The organism is Oligoflexus sp., from assembly GCF_035638955.1.
Taxonomy (GTDB): Bacteria; Bdellovibrionota_B; Oligoflexia; order Oligoflexales; family Oligoflexaceae; genus Oligoflexus.
Map to the genome: position 1 here is coordinate 1 of NZ_DASQYZ010000016.1, position 19,160 is coordinate 19,160.

General features: G+C 52.9%; 17 protein-coding genes. 8 read left to right on the forward strand and 9 right to left on the reverse strand.

The features are described from left to right. Nucleotides 1-102: 102 nt before the first annotated feature. Complete coding sequence (locus tag VE954_RS02010; protein ID WP_324949125.1) at nt 103-426, reverse strand: trypsin-like serine protease; 324 nt, start codon at nt 424-426, stop codon at nt 103-105. Nucleotides 427-587: 161 nt separating this feature from the next. Continuing rightward, on the reverse strand, nt 588-1,058 hold the full coding sequence (locus VE954_RS02015; protein ID WP_324949127.1) for a DUF6789 family protein: 471 nt from the start codon (nt 1,056-1,058) through the stop codon (nt 588-590). 102 nt (nt 1,059-1,160) lie between these two features. Between VE954_RS02015 and VE954_RS02020 the strand changes: the two genes are divergently transcribed. After that, the gene (locus VE954_RS02020) at nt 1,161-1,382 is read left to right on the forward strand and encodes a hypothetical protein (RefSeq protein ID WP_324949129.1); all 222 of its coding nucleotides are present in this window, start codon (nt 1,161-1,163) and stop codon (nt 1,380-1,382) included. 49 nt (nt 1,383-1,431) lie between these two features. On the opposite strand, the gene VE954_RS02025 is transcribed toward VE954_RS02020, so the two are convergent. Together VE954_RS02025 and VE954_RS02030 are read right to left on the reverse strand one after the other, a co-directional pair. Next, nucleotides 1,432-3,324, reverse strand: coding sequence for a 1-acyl-sn-glycerol-3-phosphate acyltransferase (locus VE954_RS02025; RefSeq protein ID WP_324949131.1), 1,893 nt, complete (start codon nt 3,322-3,324; stop codon nt 1,432-1,434). A gap of 39 nt (nt 3,325-3,363) precedes the next feature. Then, nucleotides 3,364-4,632 (reverse strand): MFS transporter, encoded by a 1,269-nt coding sequence (locus tag VE954_RS02030; RefSeq protein WP_324949133.1) that lies wholly within the window; start codon nt 4,630-4,632, stop codon nt 3,364-3,366. A gap of 453 nt (nt 4,633-5,085) precedes the next feature. On the opposite strand from VE954_RS02030, the gene VE954_RS02035 reads away from it, so the two are divergent. After that, nucleotides 5,086-7,449 (forward strand): hypothetical protein, encoded by a 2,364-nt coding sequence (locus VE954_RS02035; protein ID WP_324949135.1) that lies wholly within the window; start codon nt 5,086-5,088, stop codon nt 7,447-7,449. Between the two features lie 40 nt (nt 7,450-7,489). On the opposite strand, the gene VE954_RS02040 is transcribed toward VE954_RS02035, so the two are convergent. Beyond that, a complete protein-coding gene (locus VE954_RS02040) occupies nt 7,490-7,924 on the reverse strand; it encodes a hypothetical protein (RefSeq protein ID WP_324949137.1) in 435 nt (144 codons plus the stop codon). A gap of 122 nt (nt 7,925-8,046) precedes the next feature. Between VE954_RS02040 and VE954_RS02045 the strand changes: the two genes are divergently transcribed. The 3 genes from VE954_RS02045 to ubiG are packed head-to-tail and all read left to right on the forward strand — an operon-like array spanning nt 8,047 to nt 10,385. Beyond that, nucleotides 8,047-9,180, forward strand: a complete 1,134-nt coding sequence (locus VE954_RS02045; protein WP_324949139.1) for a type III polyketide synthase — start codon at nt 8,047-8,049, stop codon at nt 9,178-9,180. A 1-nt stretch (nt 9,181) separates the two neighbouring features. Continuing rightward, entirely contained in the window at nt 9,182-9,694 is a 513-nt protein-coding gene (locus VE954_RS02050; RefSeq protein ID WP_324949142.1) for a hypothetical protein, read from the forward strand. After that, the gene (gene ubiG / locus VE954_RS02055) at nt 9,621-10,385 is read left to right on the forward strand and encodes a bifunctional 2-polyprenyl-6-hydroxyphenol methylase/3-demethylubiquinol 3-O-methyltransferase UbiG (protein WP_324949144.1); all 765 of its coding nucleotides are present in this window, start codon (nt 9,621-9,623) and stop codon (nt 10,383-10,385) included. Before VE954_RS02050 ends, ubiG begins: the two co-directional genes overlap by 74 nt. On the opposite strand, the gene VE954_RS02060 is transcribed toward ubiG, so the two are convergent. Together VE954_RS02060 and VE954_RS02065 are read right to left on the reverse strand one after the other, a co-directional pair. After that, nucleotides 10,379-12,406, reverse strand: coding sequence for an ATP-binding protein (locus tag VE954_RS02060; protein WP_324949145.1), 2,028 nt, complete (start codon nt 12,404-12,406; stop codon nt 10,379-10,381). The two genes, ubiG and VE954_RS02060, sit on opposite strands and share 7 nt — an antisense overlap. A gap of 47 nt (nt 12,407-12,453) precedes the next feature. Beyond that, entirely contained in the window at nt 12,454-13,395 is a 942-nt protein-coding gene (locus VE954_RS02065) for a GIY-YIG nuclease family protein (protein ID WP_324949147.1), read from the reverse strand. A gap of 53 nt (nt 13,396-13,448) precedes the next feature. Between VE954_RS02065 and VE954_RS02070 the strand changes: the two genes are divergently transcribed. The 3 genes from VE954_RS02070 to VE954_RS02080 are packed head-to-tail and all read left to right on the forward strand — an operon-like array spanning nt 13,449 to nt 17,363. After that, nucleotides 13,449-14,525, forward strand: a complete 1,077-nt coding sequence (locus tag VE954_RS02070; RefSeq protein WP_324949149.1) for an endonuclease/exonuclease/phosphatase family protein — start codon at nt 13,449-13,451, stop codon at nt 14,523-14,525. A 38-nt stretch (nt 14,526-14,563) separates the two neighbouring features. Continuing rightward, a complete protein-coding gene (locus VE954_RS02075) occupies nt 14,564-16,267 on the forward strand; it encodes an acyl-CoA dehydrogenase (protein ID WP_324949151.1) in 1,704 nt (567 codons plus the stop codon). Nucleotides 16,268-16,283: 16 nt separating this feature from the next. Continuing rightward, the gene (locus VE954_RS02080; RefSeq protein WP_324949153.1) at nt 16,284-17,363 is read left to right on the forward strand and encodes an NADH:flavin oxidoreductase/NADH oxidase; all 1,080 of its coding nucleotides are present in this window, start codon (nt 16,284-16,286) and stop codon (nt 17,361-17,363) included. 40 nt (nt 17,364-17,403) lie between these two features. On the opposite strand, the gene VE954_RS02085 is transcribed toward VE954_RS02080, so the two are convergent. Together VE954_RS02085 and VE954_RS02090 are read right to left on the reverse strand one after the other, a co-directional pair. Next, nucleotides 17,404-18,375 carry a hypothetical protein gene (locus VE954_RS02085; protein ID WP_324949156.1) on the reverse strand — a complete coding sequence of 324 codons (972 nt, stop codon included), beginning with the start codon at nt 18,373-18,375 and terminating at the stop codon, nt 17,404-17,406. 100 nt (nt 18,376-18,475) lie between these two features. Then, nucleotides 18,476-19,160, reverse strand: a 685-nt coding sequence (locus VE954_RS02090) for a transposase (RefSeq protein ID WP_324949158.1), incomplete at its 5' end; no start/stop codon positions are given.

Below are 19,160 nucleotides of genomic sequence, written 5' to 3' on the forward strand. Positions count from 1 at the left end.
GCCTGTGCACATTTGCGTTCGTTATCGCCACGTGAGCGGCTTAAAAAAGCCGGAGTCCTGGCAGACAATTTCTGGCTTCGTGAGTTCGTAAAGAAAAAGTGATCAAAGACTTTTGCTTAGGTACCTAATAATCTTACGTTCTTTACCATTGAATTGCATACCGAAGAGAACATACCCACCTTGCACGGAATTGTCATAACAGTGGGCCGCTGTCAGGATCAAGTCACGGGCGATAATGGTTCCTGTACAACCATTCAAACCAACGGTGGAAACCTTTTCTGGACCGGAATCCTGGGCGGTCACCAAACGGCCGCCGACGATATCCAAATCACTTTTTTCGGCTTTTTTACCGCAGGCATTTAGGGCGCTGAGGGCTGCTACGCTGCTCAGCAATACGGGAAGGGCTTTGAGAGTCTTCATTGTCATGTTCCGATTCCTCTTCAATTCAGTCGTCACAACTTGGAGCATCAGTACTCACCCTGTAAGCTCTACAGCACTCACCAAGGCTATGCTTGTCTCAGCTTGAGGCGCAGGCACAACGTTTGGCGAGCTGGGTTCAATGACATAGGAAGAGGATCGGAAAGTTCTTAAGATTTCAGTGTCCCGCGGCGCATGCGGGCGGCCATTGCACCGAGCACAGCACCCCAAACCAGGTGGGACGCAATTTCAAGCCCGACATAGGGCTTCGATTCCCTGGTGGGAAAGCGCAAGATCCCGGCAGCAGGAATCCAACCTGAATAGCTCACGGTCCAGACTGCAAGACCAAAGAGCATACCTTTCAGGATCCCGTGTTGCTGTGGTGAGGGCACGACAAAGGGGTAGAGAGTGCCCGCTCCCGCACCAAAACCAAAATGAGAAAGCCATGTGAAGGCTGCCTTCTCGGTAGGATTCATGTCCTGATACACCTCCAGTTTCTGTGCCACGCCCCGAGCCACTTTTTCGGGTGGAAGCGCTTGGGTCTGCAGAGACGGCAGGTGTTGCATCATTTTCATGGCTCCGGTCATGGGCACTGTGGCCACCAATCCGGCTACGGCTCCGTCGAAGAGTGCTGACTGCATATAAACCTCCGTTTTCGGAAATAAAATACCCAAAGCTCGGCCTGCATATTGCACTCCAAATAATGAAGGCTCATGAAGGGTCCTCAAACAAAGGAGACATCCATGACACAGAAACAACAGGGCAAACAAAATAGTGGCGGCGAACCGACAAAACACGCCCAAAAGCTGCATGAAGATGAAGCGGCTGATCAGCAGTTTAATGTTGACGTCAAAGAAGGCCAGGATAACAAACGAGGCAACATAGGACCTTCGGGCCAGGGCAATCACCGCGGTCGCGAAAGCCGGACGCATCAATCCAACGCTTCGGGCGGGGCACCGACTTGATGGTCACACCAGGTTATATTTCATGGGGCTCCACGTAGCCCCATGGCCCTCATGCCGTGTGAATAGCCCTCGCGTAGATTCCCAGAATCGAATTCGCCGTCTCATTGCGATTGACGACGATGGCTTCCTCGCTTTGAGTCAACAGGCCTCTCTCTTCGAACATGACGATAAAATGCTCCACCATATCCCAGGCAGTAGCGACATCCCAGGGAAGTTGATAGCGTTCGCGCAGCAATTCATAGTGGCTGACAAAAAATTCCTGCATGTCCTCACGCAGAACCATGCTGGTCTTCAGCAGTTGGCGGGAAATCAAATGAGGAATGACGAAGCTATGAACTATATTGTTGCGACTATAGGTCGAGCGCATGCTGTCGAGGGGTGCAAGGAAGACGTTCTGGACCTTGCGACGATCGCCTTTCCGTAATTCTCGAATGGCCGGAGAGGCTTCAGCCGCTCTGCGCTCACCGCGGCGCCGGCATTGATTGAGGTAAGGAATCACGGACAGGTTTTCCTCCAGAGTTTCGATCGAAGTCTTGACCTCGGCACCGTAGGCTCTTTGCCAAAATTCGGAGGTTGTCGCGACATAGGCCCGCAGTTCGCTTTCTGGAAGGGCGCGGCCTTTGCTCGCCAAAAGAGCTGTGGAAATCAAAGCATGAGGTGTCACCGGCGAAACCCGGTTGATTTCCGTACAGGCCTTCCGCACGATCAGGCGCGCGAGGTCCCTGATCCAGGCGTCTGGAATAGCTTCCTGACGCAAGATAGGCAGGTCTGCCCAGTCTGGCCGATGTTCTTCCAGAACCTGATTCAGGAAGATGAGCTCACCAGGCGTGAGGTAGGCACTTCCCTGGGGTTTCATGTCGCGGAAAGCTTGAAGCAGCTTTTTCAACTTCGCCCAGCGCCCTTGATTCTTGCGATCGCTCAGGTGCTGTTCATAGGCTTTGGCGTGCTCAGCGTCCCAAACATTCCCCTTCTTCATGAACTCGTGAATATGCTCCAGATAGCTATCGCCCTCCAGCACGAAATCGTAGGTGATGTTCATGGGAATGAAGACAAGGGGCCTTTTTTGCTCTTCAATATAGGCATTCAGATACTGCGAAACAATCCCTGCCTTGGGCTGCAGAACTTCGCCCGTCTTGCTGCGGGTACCCTCCACAAATACCATATGAGATTTCCCATAGCGATGCATGGCTTTGATGTACTGATAGAGTATGGCGTTATAAAGGGGTTCCATTTTCTTACGTCGAATGAAATAGCCGGAAACCATCTGAATGTAGCGAACAGGAAAAAAATTCAAGTGATTGCTGGCAGCAATGTAAGGGGCCTCGAGCCCACTCTCATAGGTAAGGTGGGACATAGTCAAAAAATCCAAATGACTGCGATGGGAAGGCAGGTAGACGACCTGGTACTTGCGATTGAGCTCCTTGATGTGTTCGATGCCTCGGAGTTCCAGGTTCACAAAACAGCGTTTGAAGAGTTGGGTCACCATCCAGTTAACGACTTTCGCGATCGTGTAGTGCCGATCCGAAACGATCTCTTTAAAGTAAGCTTCGGCCCTCCTGGCAGCCGATCCATCACCGCTCGCTGTCAGTTCCTGTATGATGCTTTGAACTTCCTCGGTCTGCAAAACCTCAGAATGGAGCATGACCTTGGGAAGGGCGTAATAAACAGAATCGTTTCCTGAAAGATCCTTGTTTCCATGGGCAGCATGGAAAATGTCACGAACTTGCTCGCGGATGCATTGGAAAGCCTGGAATTTGTCGCCTTTTTGGGCGAGCACTTCATGAATGGCTAGGCTTAGGGTCTTCCCTTCTTTGCGCTTCGGTTCGACGACCAGCAATGTCGCCAGTTGCCCTTGCTCGGCACGGGTCAGCATATTCCAGAGCAACCATTGAAAATGGTGGTTGGGAAAATAGCGGAAGCTCTTCTTCCAAAATGCCGTCACAGGCGTGGCCCAGAATCTGGTGAACAGCAAAGGCCATCGCTACCGAGCGGTACCACGATACATGACCAGGGCCACGGAGTCGTCCTTTTTAGGGAGCAGGTGCGATAAAACAAGGAGTGCAGACATCACAAGGGGGACCATGATACCAATGCGCAAGGCCCATGCGACCGAAAACCCATCAACAACCAACCCAAAGAGCAGGGGCCCCACAGCCGTGGCGACCAAATCAAAGGATGCTGCGAAACCAAAAAACTGATTGGCATGCTTGCGGCCGTACAGCCTTGGCCAAAGGTTCATGGAAAGAGCAGAATAGAGGGCCGAGGCCACTCCAAAGCCGGAAAATGCCATGAATTGTCCGAGCGAACTGCCCAAGTTCAGGAAACCTGCAAACGAAACGGCGATGCTGACCTGATACACCAGAAACACCAGGCGGCTTTTCTTCATGTTCATCGAGGCCCAGACGAAGAGCGGAATACCTATGACCGCCGCACCGATGTAAAAGGAAAGGCCTTTGGCGTAAGCGACCCCCGCATGGGCTGATACGGAGTTGAGAAAAAGAATCACGGAACTCAGGAGCAGTGAATACATAGGGACGCCCAGCATATACAGCCAGAAATCGGCACGCTGACGAGCCTCCATCAGGGGAGTCGCGGGCATGGCGTCATCCGTATCGTGGCGGACGACTGCCTTGGAAACGGGCCCATTCAAGTGATGGCGCATGGCCAACGCACAGCTCCCAAAAAGAATCAGGCCACCCAGCATGCAGGCTACAAGGAGCCCCTGCTCACGGGCCGCGTGAAAATAATGCGCAAGGAACGGCAGGGGCGCACTCAAAACAACACTCAGAACACCACTCACGGCAACCGCTTTTCCCCTCTGTCTCTCGCTAAAGGCCTGAGTGACGATGGACGAGGAAATCAACCGAAAGCTGCCCCGAAAAAAGAGGCGAAAGCCTGTCATGCCGAGACCCAGGACCAGGATGGCAAGCAGAGGCGAAAAGCGATCCGCGAGTGAGGGAACCATCCCAAAGATCAGGAGGGATGCAGCACCACCTGCAGTCATCAACAGGCTGGCCTTGACGGTTCCAAGTCTATCCATCCAGTGGCCGGTCTTCTGCACAAAGACTGATGCAACCAATGTCGCTATCATGAGGATCAACCCAAAACGCGCGAAGGAGAGATCGAGCTGACTCATCAGATCGTCGGTGAAGACGCCAAGGAAACTGTTCTGGCCAAAGACAGCGATGACGGTTGCCATCACACTGAGGGCCACGGCTCCGATGTGTTGCTTACTCCCGGTACGGGACATGGGCGATCTCCTGCATTGGTTCTTACAATAGGTCATAATTATTCGGGATTATGGAATTTAAGATGCAAAAATGTCACCAGCGATAAGCTACGACTTTCTCAAGGAAGGAAAATGACAGGGAATCAACAGCGTAAAGAAAAGTGTGATACAGAGGTCAAAATCTTACCGAGAATGCGACGCGCACGTTGTGTCAATAATTCTTAACTCAAGGATTTTTGAAGGAAATGACCTCATGCTGCGCTTTAATTCTTGTCTTCCGATAAATGACCTTATAGCTCCATGGCCCTTTGCCCGAAATTCGTTTCTCGCTATTTCTCTATTCCCTGTAAGAATTCTGCAAGACCCCTGTCCAACTGGTAAATATTACCGGCCTTATGTTCGCTACCATCAAGCCGATTGGGAACCTGTCACCTGTTTGGATGACAGTGTCAGTTCAAAAATGTTGGAGTTTGTATGAAGTTTCTACCTTTGGCCACCGCACTGATTGCCACCTCTCTGGTGAACGGTGTGGCTTGCAGTAAGAAAAAGAAAAGTTCCGGTGCAGCCGCGGTCACCGCGCTTGCTACAGAAGCCAGTGAAGATACGCTTTTGAGTGCGGCCGTGGCCACAGGTGCCTTGGCGATCAACTCAATCGACATTCTGGGTGTCGGCGCGCAAGAAGGCGCATCCTTGCGACTCGCGTCCACCGACTATGATACGGATAAGGGCCGCACCAATGTCTATGATCCTTCGTTGGACTCGCTGAAGCAGGTCAGCGGCATCCTCTGCTTCTTCAATCAGGCAGCCTATATTGAGATGGCCGGCAAAGGCCCTTACATCGCTCAAGCGGACATGGATACCTGCTTCAATGAAGGAGGCGGCGAATCGTCGAGCTCATCCAGCGGCGGCAGCCAGGATCAATCCGCCAGCAAGCAAAAAAATCTGACCACAGTCTTTGTGGAGTCGGTGCGTGAATCGGAAATGCATCCGCTGATCGTCAAAGCCTGGTTCTCCATGAACGAAAGCGATGGCGAACAGAAGATGCACGTCAAGATGGTGATCGCCGAAGGTCAAAACGAACAAAACCCGCTGGGAATCTTTAAGCTGACCTGGGAAGGCTTTGATGCCAATGACACCTCGATTCAAAAAGGCTTCATCGAAGCCAAACGCGCCTCGGATTCGGGTAAAATCAGCCTGAATTTCGTCGAACAATCCAGCTTCGGCGAGGAAACATTCTCGCAAAGCCTCGCCTCCATTCTGGACTACGATTCCGCCCTTGGCGAAGTTGTGGGTGGTGTGGTCCGCACGCTGATACCAAACTGGAACTCGATGTCGAAAGTCGGCGAAGGTGAAGGCGAAGGAAAGGTCGAATCCGTAGCCTCGACTGGTCTGACCGAAATGACCAACAGCGAATACCTCGCTGCGTTCAACTCCAGTCGCTTTCTGCGTAAGGACGTGGCCGCTGGAACGAGTCAGTGTCTGGCCAAAGATGAATTTGATTATAACGTCTACCGCTATGGTCTTTACGATGCCACCAGCGGCTCGCGCAAGGATCTGAATTCTGGCTTTCCTGTGACCATCGAACAGAACGGCGAAACCATCTACGGTTGGGCTGGCTACTGGGGCGTTTGGTTGGGTGAAGCGGCCGTGACCGATGGCATGTCTGTGCAGCGCATGGACTATGATACCGGCGCGACCACTCCTTATACAGTGAAGGCATCTCCTGGTAAACTGATGAAGCGTTCGAAAGAAACCCTGGCCCTCAGCAAATTGGCTGGAGTTGAATTCAACGTGTGGGACGTGAACGGTTCTTCCATCATTGCCTATAACAGCAGCAAAAATGCCTTCGAAAAAATCGGTACAAGCGGTGACTATGGAACAACGGAATACCTCGCCACTCCAGTCGACTACACCCTCGGCAAGGATTACGGCGATAAATTCCCTAACAATTTCTGGTCGCAGTCCCTCGGCGGCTCCGTCGTTGTCTATTCGGATAACGAGGGTGCGATCGTCGGCACCAACGCTTACTATTACAAAGAAGAGAACGTGACGGGCTCCGCCAGCAACCTGACTCTGTACTGCTACCAGCAGTGTCCGCGCGGTGCCATCACCGATTCATCCAACTCCACCTATGATGATGAAAACATGGCCGCTGTCACTGACTGGGGCGATCAGGCTGCGATGGCCAGCGCTCTGAAGCAGGTCTATACGTTCAATGCCAGCACCATGGAATTGATCGACGCGGAATCAGGCGAGGCCGTGAAAATCACCGATAGTTCAACGGGCATGACTTATGTGATGTCGGGTGCCCTGGTGGCCGCTGAGCTGAGCAATCCGTTTGGCGCTTGGGAAGAAAATGTGTACTACACCTGGGAAACCGGAACCAACTCCTGGAACCAGTACATTGCGCTGCGGGATGCCAATGGTCAGACCGTGGCCTTTGATTCGCCCATGTTCTTGAAATACACCCACAGCCAGGCCAACGATCGCTCGGGTGCGTCCAGCTCCAAGTATTATGACAAACCTTATCTTCTGACCTATGAAGGCTTCGGCAACCTCTGGGGTATCCCCAGCGGCTCTGATGATAATGGTTTCTGGAAAGCTCAATTCGCGCTGAAAGACGGCGCCTTGTTGGGCGACTCCAACCAGTACAAGGTGAAAGCCCTGGATATGGAACTTGCCATGAAACAAAAGGATCTAGGCGAATGCGGAACGCTGGCCACCAGCAGTCCGGAATTGCCCACGATCAGCGCGTTCAAATCACCGAACAATGGGGCTATCCCAGTCCTGACAGGTGCCCCTTCCGTTGTTGAAGGCGTGGTTAAGATCAGTCAATAATCGCTCCAGGCGCCCCAAGCGGGCGCCTTTTCTTTTCTCTTCAATCCAAACAAGGCACATCCACCAGCACCAACGGATTTTTTTCGTTGATAGAGAAAACTTTTTTAACCAGTTTTTTGGGCTGGTCCTGATGAAAGACTCGAAGCTCGTAACGGCCCGTGGTTAGCCTTGGATGCTTCACCAGCTTGTAACGAGTCGACACATACTGGTCCACCAGCGTTTCCTGCTGCACGCCAACCAGCCTTTGTAAAGTCAAACGATAGCTATCGAGTGGAGTCACGCGCACGCATCGGCTGCTCACCACAAATTCCAGATTCAATTCAACTTCCTGAATTTCCTTATACACAGCTACACCAACGGCAATTGGGGCCAGCTCAGGACCCAGGACTGTGCCCTGCCCCCGATCATCCTGTGCATGCCAGCAACCCTGTGCAAGCAGGACCAAACCCAAGAGACTCAACCAACCTTCTTTCATGGCATCCTCCGCTTCAAAACTCACCGGAGTAAACGATCGACCGGCCCGTATATTGCAACCTCACCCGGACGGCCGCATAGGGACCTAATCCCGGCATCAATTCAAGTTACAGGTGGATGGCCATGGTTTATCTCAATCGTATTGTACCTGTTCAGGCGCCTTTTTGCCTCGAACAAAAAGACGCCATAGGTTGGCTCATGAAGGCTTTGCAGCGTTCTGCATCCAACTCCTCTACGTCCGATCGGCAACGATCGCGCGCTCTGCAGCTCTATGAACGTTTCCTTGGGAACACCAGCATCGGTTCCCGTCGTTCCGTGTTGCGTGATTACAGTCATACGGACTGGGAAGACATGATGCTGTTTAAAGACGACAGTCGCGTGGATGGAACAGCGACGCCTTGGATGACTCCTCCACTGGAAAGACGCATGCAAACTTTTTCGCAGCATGCGCTGACCATGGCCCACACGGCCTTTGATGATGCGCAGGATGCCCCTGCCTACCTCATCGAAGTGTCCTGCACCGGTTACGATGCGCCTTATACCGCGCAAAAACTGCTTCTGGAAAAAGACTGGCAGAGTCAAACCCGACTCTTAAAGTTGGGTCATATGGGTTGCTACGCTTCTGTACCGGCCTTGAATTTGGCTGCAGAACTTGCCAGTCATCCCAACACCAAGCGTCCTGTCAGCATTTTTTCGGTGGAATTTTGCAGTTTGCATCTGGCTCCCACCGCCTGGGAACCGGATCAAATCGTAGCCAATATTCTGTTCGCCGATGGCGCCGCGCGCATGGATGTGAGTCGCGATCCCTCGCCTCAGTGCCTGGCGGTGCTGGATCATGCCGAAACATTGATTCCCGATTCCGCGGAATGCATGACGTGGACGCCGGGTGACTCCCGTTTTCGTATGGTCCTGAGCAAAAAAGTAGGCTTGAAAATCGGTGAGGTTCTACGCGAACACGTCAGTCTCTTTCTCGATCGTCATGGCCTGCGGATACAGGATGTTGGCCGTTTCGCGGTGCATCCCGGTGGGCCTTTGATCATTGAAACCGTGCAGCGAGCCCTCAGTCTCGATGAAGAAGCCGTGAGTCATAGCAAAGCGATTTTACATCAATTCGGCAATATGTCGTCCAGCACGTTGCCGCATATCTGGGCCTCGATGCAGGCGGATCCGCAGGTCAAACCAGGGGAACGCATCGTTTCGCTCGCGTTTGGTCCGGGTCTGACTTTAATGATCAACCTCCTGGCCAAGGGCAGCTGACATGACAGCGTTTCTCGGTTTTCTTTTTATCGCGCTGACGGCCTTGCAGGGCCTGATCATGGCGGTGGATGAATTTATATTTCATCGCCGTCGCGGCCTTCCCCCTTTTGAACGCTGGGGCCATGTTGTGGATACCAGCGTTTTTCTGCTGGCGCTTGTTGTTCCTGCCCTTTGGGCGCCGAGCCCCACCCTGCTCGTGGTTTATGGTGGGCTCGCGCTGGTGTCCTGCGTTTTGATTACCAAGGATGAATGGATTCATGCGACCGCCTGCACCGGTGCCGAACAGTGGTGTCACGCGATGCTTTTTGTTCTGCACGGCCCCATTCTGTTGGTGGCGGGACTCGTCTGGTATTTGGATCCGAGTCATCCCGTTTTGAAGATGCTGCCTCCCGTTGTTTTTATGTGGGGCCTTTATCAACATCTCTATTGGAATGTCTACCATGACCGCAAACACTTTACAGCCAGCCGTGAACAATCAATTTTACGACGACCTGGGCGAACGTTGGTACAATGATGATCAACATATTATCGCTCTGCTGCGTGCGGAATCGCGGCTGAAACTCGATTACGTGCAAAACATCCTACGCAAAAATCAAGTGGACTCAGGTTCCCGCCTTCTCGACATTGGCTGCGGCGCCGGATTTTTATCCAATAGGCTGGCAGAAAACGGGTACCACGTCACCGGCGTGGATCAATCGGCTGGATCACTGGACGTCGCCAGGCGTCATGCTCCCGCCTCGGCGCTGGTGGACTACCAACCTGCCGATGCCTATCAACTGCCTTTTGCGGACGCTTCCTTTGATGCCGTTCTGCTGATGGATTTTTTGGAACACGTGGATGAACCAGGCCGGGCCATTGCGGAAGCGTCACGAGTTTTGAAGCCCCACGGGCTTATGATATTCTATACCTTCAACCGCACGCTGCCAGCCAAATTTCTAGCTATCGATGCGGTCGAGTTGATCGCGCGCGACTGCCCCAAACATTTTCACGTGTGGCATCTCTTCATCAAGCCGGACGAACTCAAGGTCATGGCGGACAAGGCTGGTTTGAATGTGGCGGAATTTCAGGGTTTGCGTCCACGCTTTCTGGAGTGGCCGTTCTGGTCATCCTTGCTGAAGCGTCGCGTGCATCCTGACTTCGGCTTTCAATTTACGGGCAGTCTCAAGCTGGGTTATATGGGCTATGCGAGCAAAAATCTTTATTGAGCCATAAACGTGTGAGGCAGGTGCAGGACGAATGTAAACGAAACGGGTTCGAGGCCCTTCACTTCGTCCAGGTTAAGTTGAATGCTGCCTCCAGCCTCTTCCAGCATGGACCGCACGGCATCCAGTCCGACCCCGCGTCCTGAAATGCTCGTGACCCTTTTCTTGGTCGAGATGCCGGCGTGAAAAATCAAATCCGCGACTTCGTGAGGGCTCAGCGGAGTATCGGTCTGGATCACACCCTTTTCCACCGCTATCCGCTGGATTCCGGCTAGATTGAGGCCGCGACCATCATCGTGAAACAGAATTTCCAGACCCTCATTCAAGGGTTTCAATACCATCCAGATATGCCCTTCAGGTGACTTCTGGGCCCTGGACCGTTCCATGGGACTCTCCAAGCCATGATCGAGGGCATTGCGCAAAAGATGGAGAATGACGTTGCGAATCAGATCATGGCCTTCCTGCTGCAGACGCAAGCCTGGATCCACGATCTGGACGACCGGTGGCGACTTGCCTAGATCCTTGGCAAGTTGCGGCAACGAATGCAGAAGCGGGGCGACAATGTGTTGAAATGAAACATGCAGGTAACCATGGATCGCTTGAAAAAGAGGCTGCAGAGTTTCACGCTGCACGGCTGTCAGTTGATTCAGCACGGTGACGGCGGCTCGGAGCTGCTGCCTGGGGATGGACACCAGATCATCCCGCTTGCCATTATCCCCCAATTTGTCTTCCGCGATGCGACGGTAGTGCAGGAGCAGATCACCCAGTGGCTCAAAAAGTTCAGGGCCAGGCTTTTGCCCTTGTTGAATCAAGCTTTCGCATTCATGGGCCGCATCCGCCAGGGTCAAAAGACCAAAGCTTCGCGCGTTGCCCTTTAATGTATGCACCATGCGCAGAATTTGGGCGGGTGATGCGTCCTGGGTCAACGGGACCGTTGTGAGCAGATTCGCGGAAGCATCGAGAACACTTTCGCGACGGTCTCTGGGTATGTTGACCAGCTCAGCGAGCAGGCTCAATTCCTGTTGACCTCGTGCCGCATCCAGGCGCAGCTGGTGCAGCTCCGTCACATCGCGAATACAGACGAGCAGGTTCACCACCAGTCCATCACTGTCATACACAGGGTTCCAGTCGAGTTCCCAATACCGGGCGGTGGCGCCGGTCCCTTCCCTGAGGCTGCGGGGAAACATGTGGTAGTTCAAGGCAAAGGCTATATCATTCTCGTGAATAATGCACGCCACGGCAGACAGCACCTGTTCGACTTGATCTTTAGAGAGTTGCGTGCGCTCCAAAATATCCTTGAGATGGCGCAATTCATCCGGATGTTCACAGCCCATCAGCTGATAGAGAAAGGTGGAGCACTCGGCCCCTATCCTTCCGTCCGTGCTCTCAACCGTTAAAACTCCCTGCTGGATACTTTCCAAAATGGACTGAATTTTACGGTTTTTTTCCTGGATGGCCGCGGCTCCCTGCATGACCTCGGCGCGGCTTTCCTCCAGTGACTTCATCACGCGCAGGCGGGACAGCAGGGCCAACCACTCAATACCTAGAATGGTGCCGATGATCATGCCAAAGAAAAGACTTTCATAGGAGATTTTATAAAAGAGGGATAGAACGAGCAGGACGGCATTGAGCATGACGTATAAAAAGAAAATAAAGCTGGTGTCGAGATAAAAAGCGATCAAGGCGATCGTGCAAATGTAGCCCAACTGATAGGCCACATTCATATCATTCCGCACCACCAAGGAAAAAAGGTGAGCCGAGAATATAAAACAAAGGGAATAGATAAAGGCTTGCATCCAGGGTCGAGTCCGCGACGAGTGCGGCAGCAAAAGCCCAAGAGAAGCAATCAAAGCCAAAACGGTCCGTTCCCAAAGATGATCGATCGTGAGGGGACCCAACAGAAGAGGATAAACAAAACCAAAGGGCAAATAGGCAAACATGCCGCAACCGGTCGCCAGATACAATATTTTGATCTGCTCCGGTTCGCTCAGCTGATTGCGTAAGAAACCTGTCGGCTGCATCATGGGGCCCTGGTTGTATCTTCTCCAGGGCTTATCGGTCGAAAAAGCGCTTAAATAAAGTGGAAATCCAGCCGGCTACGCATACGCTGCAGGGCGTTTTCCAGGACCTCAGCTCCCGGCTCAGTCCCCTCCCCCCAATACTGGCAGGCTTTGCCATGCAGCATGGAGCAGAAACTCTCGGTCGAGGGCAGATCACTGAAGGTCTGGATTTTTCGCAAAAAGCTTGAAGAATGGATGGCATCCCAAAGCCTTTCCTCAAGCCACATCAGCGACCACTCCAGGGATTCATCCTCCAGATCCTCAGCCAAGGGGATATGGCCGTGACGCAGCAGGCTTCGCATATAGGCGACCAGCCACCGCACATCATCCGCATCCACAAGTCCACCCATCAAAGGCGGCAGGTCCTCCCGCATATGGCCGACGCGCATCAGGATCTCCGCCGGTGCCAACCCCGAAATCAAACTCAGGAAAATGCAGACCATCGGCCACTGCTGAGGGCCGGGGTGCAGCAAGAACTCCTGGTAGAGCTGTTCCAGATGCTCTTCGAATTCCTCGATCGGATAATAAAAATGTTCCGCAAAACCCAGGTCCGGTGCACATTCCCTTTGCCGGGAGCGTAAGTTTTTGACAATCTGCTCCAGGGGGCATTCGACGAACTCCTTGCGCTTATGCAGACGAAAGGCGCTCAGGGCTTGAAAGATATCCTTTTCCAGTTGGTCGAAGACATCACTTTCCAAACGGTACACGGGAAAATAAAAGCCCGGGGCTCCGGTGGGCTGTGACAGCGCCTGGGACCGTCGACTGAAGTGATCGGTGGATTTGCCTATTTTATAGACACCATGTTTCAAACCGTCGCAGCTGGCCACATATACCTGGCCTTTGTGCGAGGTGGTCCATTCCGTAAGAAAGCCTTTTCTTCGGTTGCGCAGAACCTGGAAAGGGCTGCGGGGATCCGCGCGGTCCCTTAGAAAGCGGCGGTTTTGATCAGCCATCGCCTACCTCCCTGTGGCTCAAGCTGGATCACGTTTATCATAAGGATTTTGACTTGTCATCACACGACGCAGAACACCCCTCGCCCACGAAACGTTGGCCGAGTCGGATCAAAATAGTTTCATTCAATGCCCAGGATCTGTTTTTGAATCCTGCTTATGAAGTTTCATTCCGTGATGTGGAACATCTGTCCGAGCAACAATGGCAACTGCTGGCCCCGGACGAAGTGCGTTTGAAATCACTCCTGCAGCTGCGGGGGATAGCCCGCATGATTCACGAGGAGGACCCGGATATTCTGGGTCTTTGCGAGGTGGGTGGGCATGAGTCCCTCGTGCGTTTCAACGAATGGTTTCTGCACAATCGCTATGACGTTCTTCTGGTCCCTTCGCAGTCGCATCGCGGCATTGAAAACGGCTTTCTCGTGAAAAAAGGCCTGCCGCTTCACGTGAAGCTGAAAACCCATATGCACTGGCGCGTGCCTTTCACCTACCCGCATGAAGATGACCCTCATAAGTTTGCGATCGCGGTCCAGGCGGCCACCTATATGGACCTCGGTAAACCGGCCGAGCGTCGGCTGTCGCGGGATATTCCTGCGCTTATGATACGCAATGATCAAAAAGAATTGATCCTGATTCTCTTGATGGTGCATCTGAAATCGGGCTTCGATATGGAGGGCATTGATCCGGGTGGCCAGGTGCGACGGGCCGCGGAAGTCAAAGCGCTGATCGATATCTATGCCTCGCTTCAAAAGAAGCACGGGGTTCCCGTCATGATCGTCGGGGACTTTAACGGCAATGCTTCGCGCGACGGCACGGCCTCGGAGTTTCTCCCTATTTACGAGCAAACCGATTTGGAGGATGCGCTATGGCTGTCAGGCCGGCCCAAACATGAGCGCCTCACCCATGTGACTTTTTTCAGCCGCAATCTGTTCGCTCAACAGCTCGATTTTATCTTTTTGCCGACGGCTTTGCACCAGCAGCTGAACCATGAATTAACCTATGTTTACCGCTACCGTTTTGATGATGACCAGCAGGAAATCATGTTACCCACAACGTTTCATGACCGACGCCAGTTGCCGTCGGACCATTATCCCATAGTCTGTGTGCTGGACAGCCCGACGGAAGCAGGCTAACCTGAGCCTCCATCACATCCATCAGCGGGAGTCTCTGCATGTTCCTTTTGAATCCCAAGCAGTACAGCCGTTTTCATCCTGATGCTCAGTCCAAGGAAATGGTCGAAAAGACCATCAGCTTTTTTGAGCAGAAGGGGCTCGCAGCGCTTAAAAAAGATGATCAGAATTCGACATGGCACGATGATTTTTTCCAGTTCCTGGGTGAGGAAAAAATTTTGGCCCGTCTTCTGACACCGGCGGGCTATGGTGAAAAAGACAGTCGCTGGGACATGTGGCGGATTGCTGAATTCAATGAAATCCTCGGCTTTTATGGCCTTTCCTACTGGTATGCCTGGCAATGCACCATCCTCGGCCTTGGCCCGATCTGGATGAGTGATAACGAGGATGCCAAGCACAAGGCAGCCGCGGCTCTGCGCGACGGCGGCCTGTTTTCGTTCGGACTATCTGAAAAAACCCATGGCGCGGATATTTATTCCACCGACATGATCGTTCGCAAGAATGAAGCCGGTCCGTGGCAAGCGACGGGTAGCAAATACTATATCGGTAATGCGAACAAGGCCGCGATGGTGTCGACGTTTGGCAAGTGGGATAAGACCGGGGATTATGTGTTCTTTGTGTCCCGTCCAGGACAGTCCGGCTATGAGGTGAAAAAGAAAGTGGCCACTTCAGGTGTTCGGCCCGCATTTGTAGCGGAATTCGCTCTGCAGGATTACGCGCTGCAGGACAAGGATATTCTGCATAGTGGCGAGCAGGCCTGGAATGCGGCACTCAATACGATCAATATTGGTAAATTCGAACTGGGCTTCGCTTCCGTCGGCATCGCCACCCATGCTTTCTATGAAGCCATCGATCATGCTGCGAATCGGGTCCTTTACAAACGCAAGGTCACTGATTTCCCGCATGTGAAAAAACTTTTCACCGAGGCCTATGCTCGGCTCGTAGCTATGAAACTTTATGGGCTGCGGGCCTGTGACTATATGCGTGTCGCCTCGCCCGAAGATCGACGCTACCTCCTCTTCAACCCCATCATGAAAATGAAGGTCACCAGTCAGGGTGAAAAGGTGGTGGGCATGCTGCATGATATTATCGCAGCCAAAGGATTTGAGCAGGATACTTACTTTGAAATGGCGATTCGGGATATCGGCATGCTGCCCAAGCTCGAGGGCACCACGCATGTTAACATGGCTTTGATTATCAAGTTCATCCGGAATTATTTTTTCGGTCATGTCTCTTATCCTGATGTGCCGCAAAAAAGTGAAGCCGTCGATGATGCCTATCTGTTCCGCCAGAACTCAGGCGGCTTGGGTGACATTCGCTTTGGTGATTTCCGTAAGGCCTTCGAAGGAGAAACGTCGTCCAACGTTTTGCTCTTCCAAAAGCAGATCGATCTCTTCAAAAAGCTCATCAGCGAAGCCCCGCCCACGGATGCTCAGCAGAAGAACGTCGATTTCATGCTGGCCAATGGCGAACTTTTCACCCTGATTGCCTACAGTCAGTTGATCCTGGAGAACACGCGTATTTACCGAACGGGAGCCGCTCTGAAGAATCAAATCTTTGGATTTTTGATCCGTGATTTTTCGGAATACGCGCTGAAAATGGTATTGAATCATAACATTGAGCCCAATCAGGAAGCCTTTTATCAGCAGATGATTATGAAAGCGGATGCCGATCCTGCCGGTTTCGACCAGGTTTGGACGCAGGAAATTTGGCCTTTGAAGGATGCGTACCGCATGAACCCTTGATCATGGAGGAGACCTTGTGAGCCATCTTTTTGAACCTCTCAAACTGCGCACCGTGACCTTACGCAATCGCATCGCCGTATCACCGATGTGTCAGTACAGTTGTCATCAGGGGTTTGCCACCGACTGGCATCTCGTGCATCTCGGAAGCCGCGCGGTAGGTGGCGCGGGTCTCGTCATGGTCGAAGCGACCGCGGTCACTCCTGAGGGGCGCATCACCGATCAGGATCTTGGACTCTGGTCCGATGCCCATGCTGAGCCGCTGGCTCGTATCGCCCGGTTCGTACGGGAGCAGGGCGCGGTGCCCGGCATTCAGATTGCGCATGCAGGTCGCAAGGCCAGCCGCAAAGCTCCATGGCTGGGGGACCGGGAACTGACGGTGGAGGAAGGTCGATGGCAGGTCATCGGGCCCAGCGCCCTGCCCTTCAGTGAGACTTATGCCACGCCGGAAGCCATGAGTGTGGAGCAGATACAATCCACGATTGCGGCCTTTACCAAAACTGCAGAACGAGCGTTGGCCGCTGGTTTTCAATTTTTGGAAGTGCATGCGGCGCATGGATATCTGCTGAACAGTTTTCTGTCACCGTTAAGCAACCAGCGGCAGGATGCCTATGGCGGCAGCTTTGACAACCGCTGCCGCATGCTAATCGAAACCGTGCGCGCGGTGCGTAAGGTCTGGCCGGAATCGCTGCCCCTGGCCGTCAGGCTTTCATGTTCGGATTGGGTCGAGGACGGCTGGACGATCGAGGATTCGATCACATTGGCTCAGGAATTGAAAAAGGAAACGGTGGATTTGATTGATTGCAGCTCAGGTGGTTTGTCCTCCCAGGCGCGTATCACAGTCGGAGCCAACTACCAGGTGCCTTTTGCGGAAGCCATTCGGCGACGCGCGGGGATTGCCACCGGCGCCGTGGGCATGATCACACAATCCATGCAGGCCGATGCCATCATTCGCAATGAGCAGGCGGACCTTGTTCTGTTTGCTCGGGAACTGCTGCGCGATCCTTACTGGCCGCTTCGGGCTCAAAAGGAATTGCATGCGAAAACGGAAGCACTGGTACCCAAGCCGTACGCACGGGCGTTTCCAGGACAGAGCTGAGGATTGGGGCCCCGATGGGGCCCGATTTCACAAAACTCTCTTAGTAAATCTTACGAGCGCGTGGGTGCGAAAAGTGCAGGCGATGGTCACAGCTTTCGGACACCACAGATTCCTCGACATCAATGAAGCCTATGGTCTGCCAGGCTTTGGCTCCAAAGCGGCTGCCTTCGCTGGCTACTGAAATACGGAAGCGAAGACCGCCGGGATAGTTGGCGAGATTCAGCTCATCACGGAAATCCGCTTCATCAATGCGGGGCATTCCATCGGCAGCATCAATTTTCAGCCAGATGGGAGTGACCGCGGTTTCACCTTCTTTCAGACCCAATTCACTGATGGGATACAATTCCCGAATCAGAGCCGTCTGCAGGTTGCTGCCCTCGGCCAGGGGGAAATCGCGCGCCACCACCAAACCTTCCAGACCTTTGAAAAAGGCCGTTACGCTCGGTGAAATCAGGATGATATCGTTGGTGTTGACCGAATCCATATAATGCTGCTTACGGGTTCCACCCAAATCCTCGATCGTAAAGAAGTTGGCTGTTTTCAGCGGGTCACCATGAAATTCATCCGATGTTGGAAAAATTTTGCCAGCAAAGCCAAAAGCCCGGTTACCATCCGCCTTGGTGTTGGTCAAAGCCGTGGACGCCCGCGCGATGATCTTGGCCCTGGTCCCAACCCGGAAGGCGCCTGAGTAGGGGTTGGCTTCCGTGATGTTCCAGGTGCCTTTCAAACAGATACCATTGGGATGCACGAGCTTGTCAAAATAAGGCAGGAGATCGCTTTGATTCGACAGAGTCCGCTTGGAGCTGTCCAGCATCAGATCTTTCAGTCCACTAAAAAATCGTGTGACCTTGACCTCTTCCTGAGGCAGCGCTGCATAAGGATCAGAACTGACCTGGCCCCAGACGTCGCGGAAAAGCGAACCTTCGTAAGGGGTCTGGGCCGCGGCAGGCGCGGCCAGCAAAAGCGTGCTTATCAAACCTGCCGCGAATCGATCTGTTTTCACGTAACTCATTGGTATTCTCCTTAGTGTGTTTCAAGAAACAGAACTTGGTTCGTTTGTGACATCCTCTCCCTCCAAGCGGAGTACGGCTATGGAGGGAGCTTCCCTTGCTTCAGGCAATATGCCCAAGGCTCAGCGTCTCATGTCCGAGACGGAGAATGTTTTTCGCAGCGTTGACATCGCGATCGTGAACCGCTCCGCAAATGCATAACCACTCTCTTATACCAAGGCCACTGAGTCCACTCGGACCTGTCTTTAAAAGACAGATCGAGCAAGTGACCGTGGAATTTCGCTCATTGATTTCGAGCATTCTTCCTCCCCGCCTCAGGGACTTGTATGAGAGGAAGGTTTTTATCTGATGCCAACCGGCATCATAGACACCTTTGGCCATTCGGGTTCTGGCAAACTTTCCAGACGAAGCATTGCCAAAAAATATCGTCTGATACTGCTTGGACAGCTCAAAGGATTTTTTGTGATTCCAATCCTGCCTCGAGTTTTTTATTTTCGCGTTGATTTTTTTGGCATGACGCTTCTTTCGAAGCCTTTGCGCTTTCGCAAGCTGCTGGGCATATCGTTGCGTAATGTTTTCCCGGCTATAGGACGTGCCATCAGATGTCGTCAGGATGGTTTTCATCCCCGGATCGATGCCAGCGTCAGAACCAAAGGGCGCAGGTTCCTGAAACCAGTTCTCATCAGGAATTTCACAGGTAATATTAACATACCATCGACCGCGCGAATCTTCGGAAAATGATCCTGTTTTGATCTGAAAGCCTTGCGGTATCTTTCTGTGTTCCCAA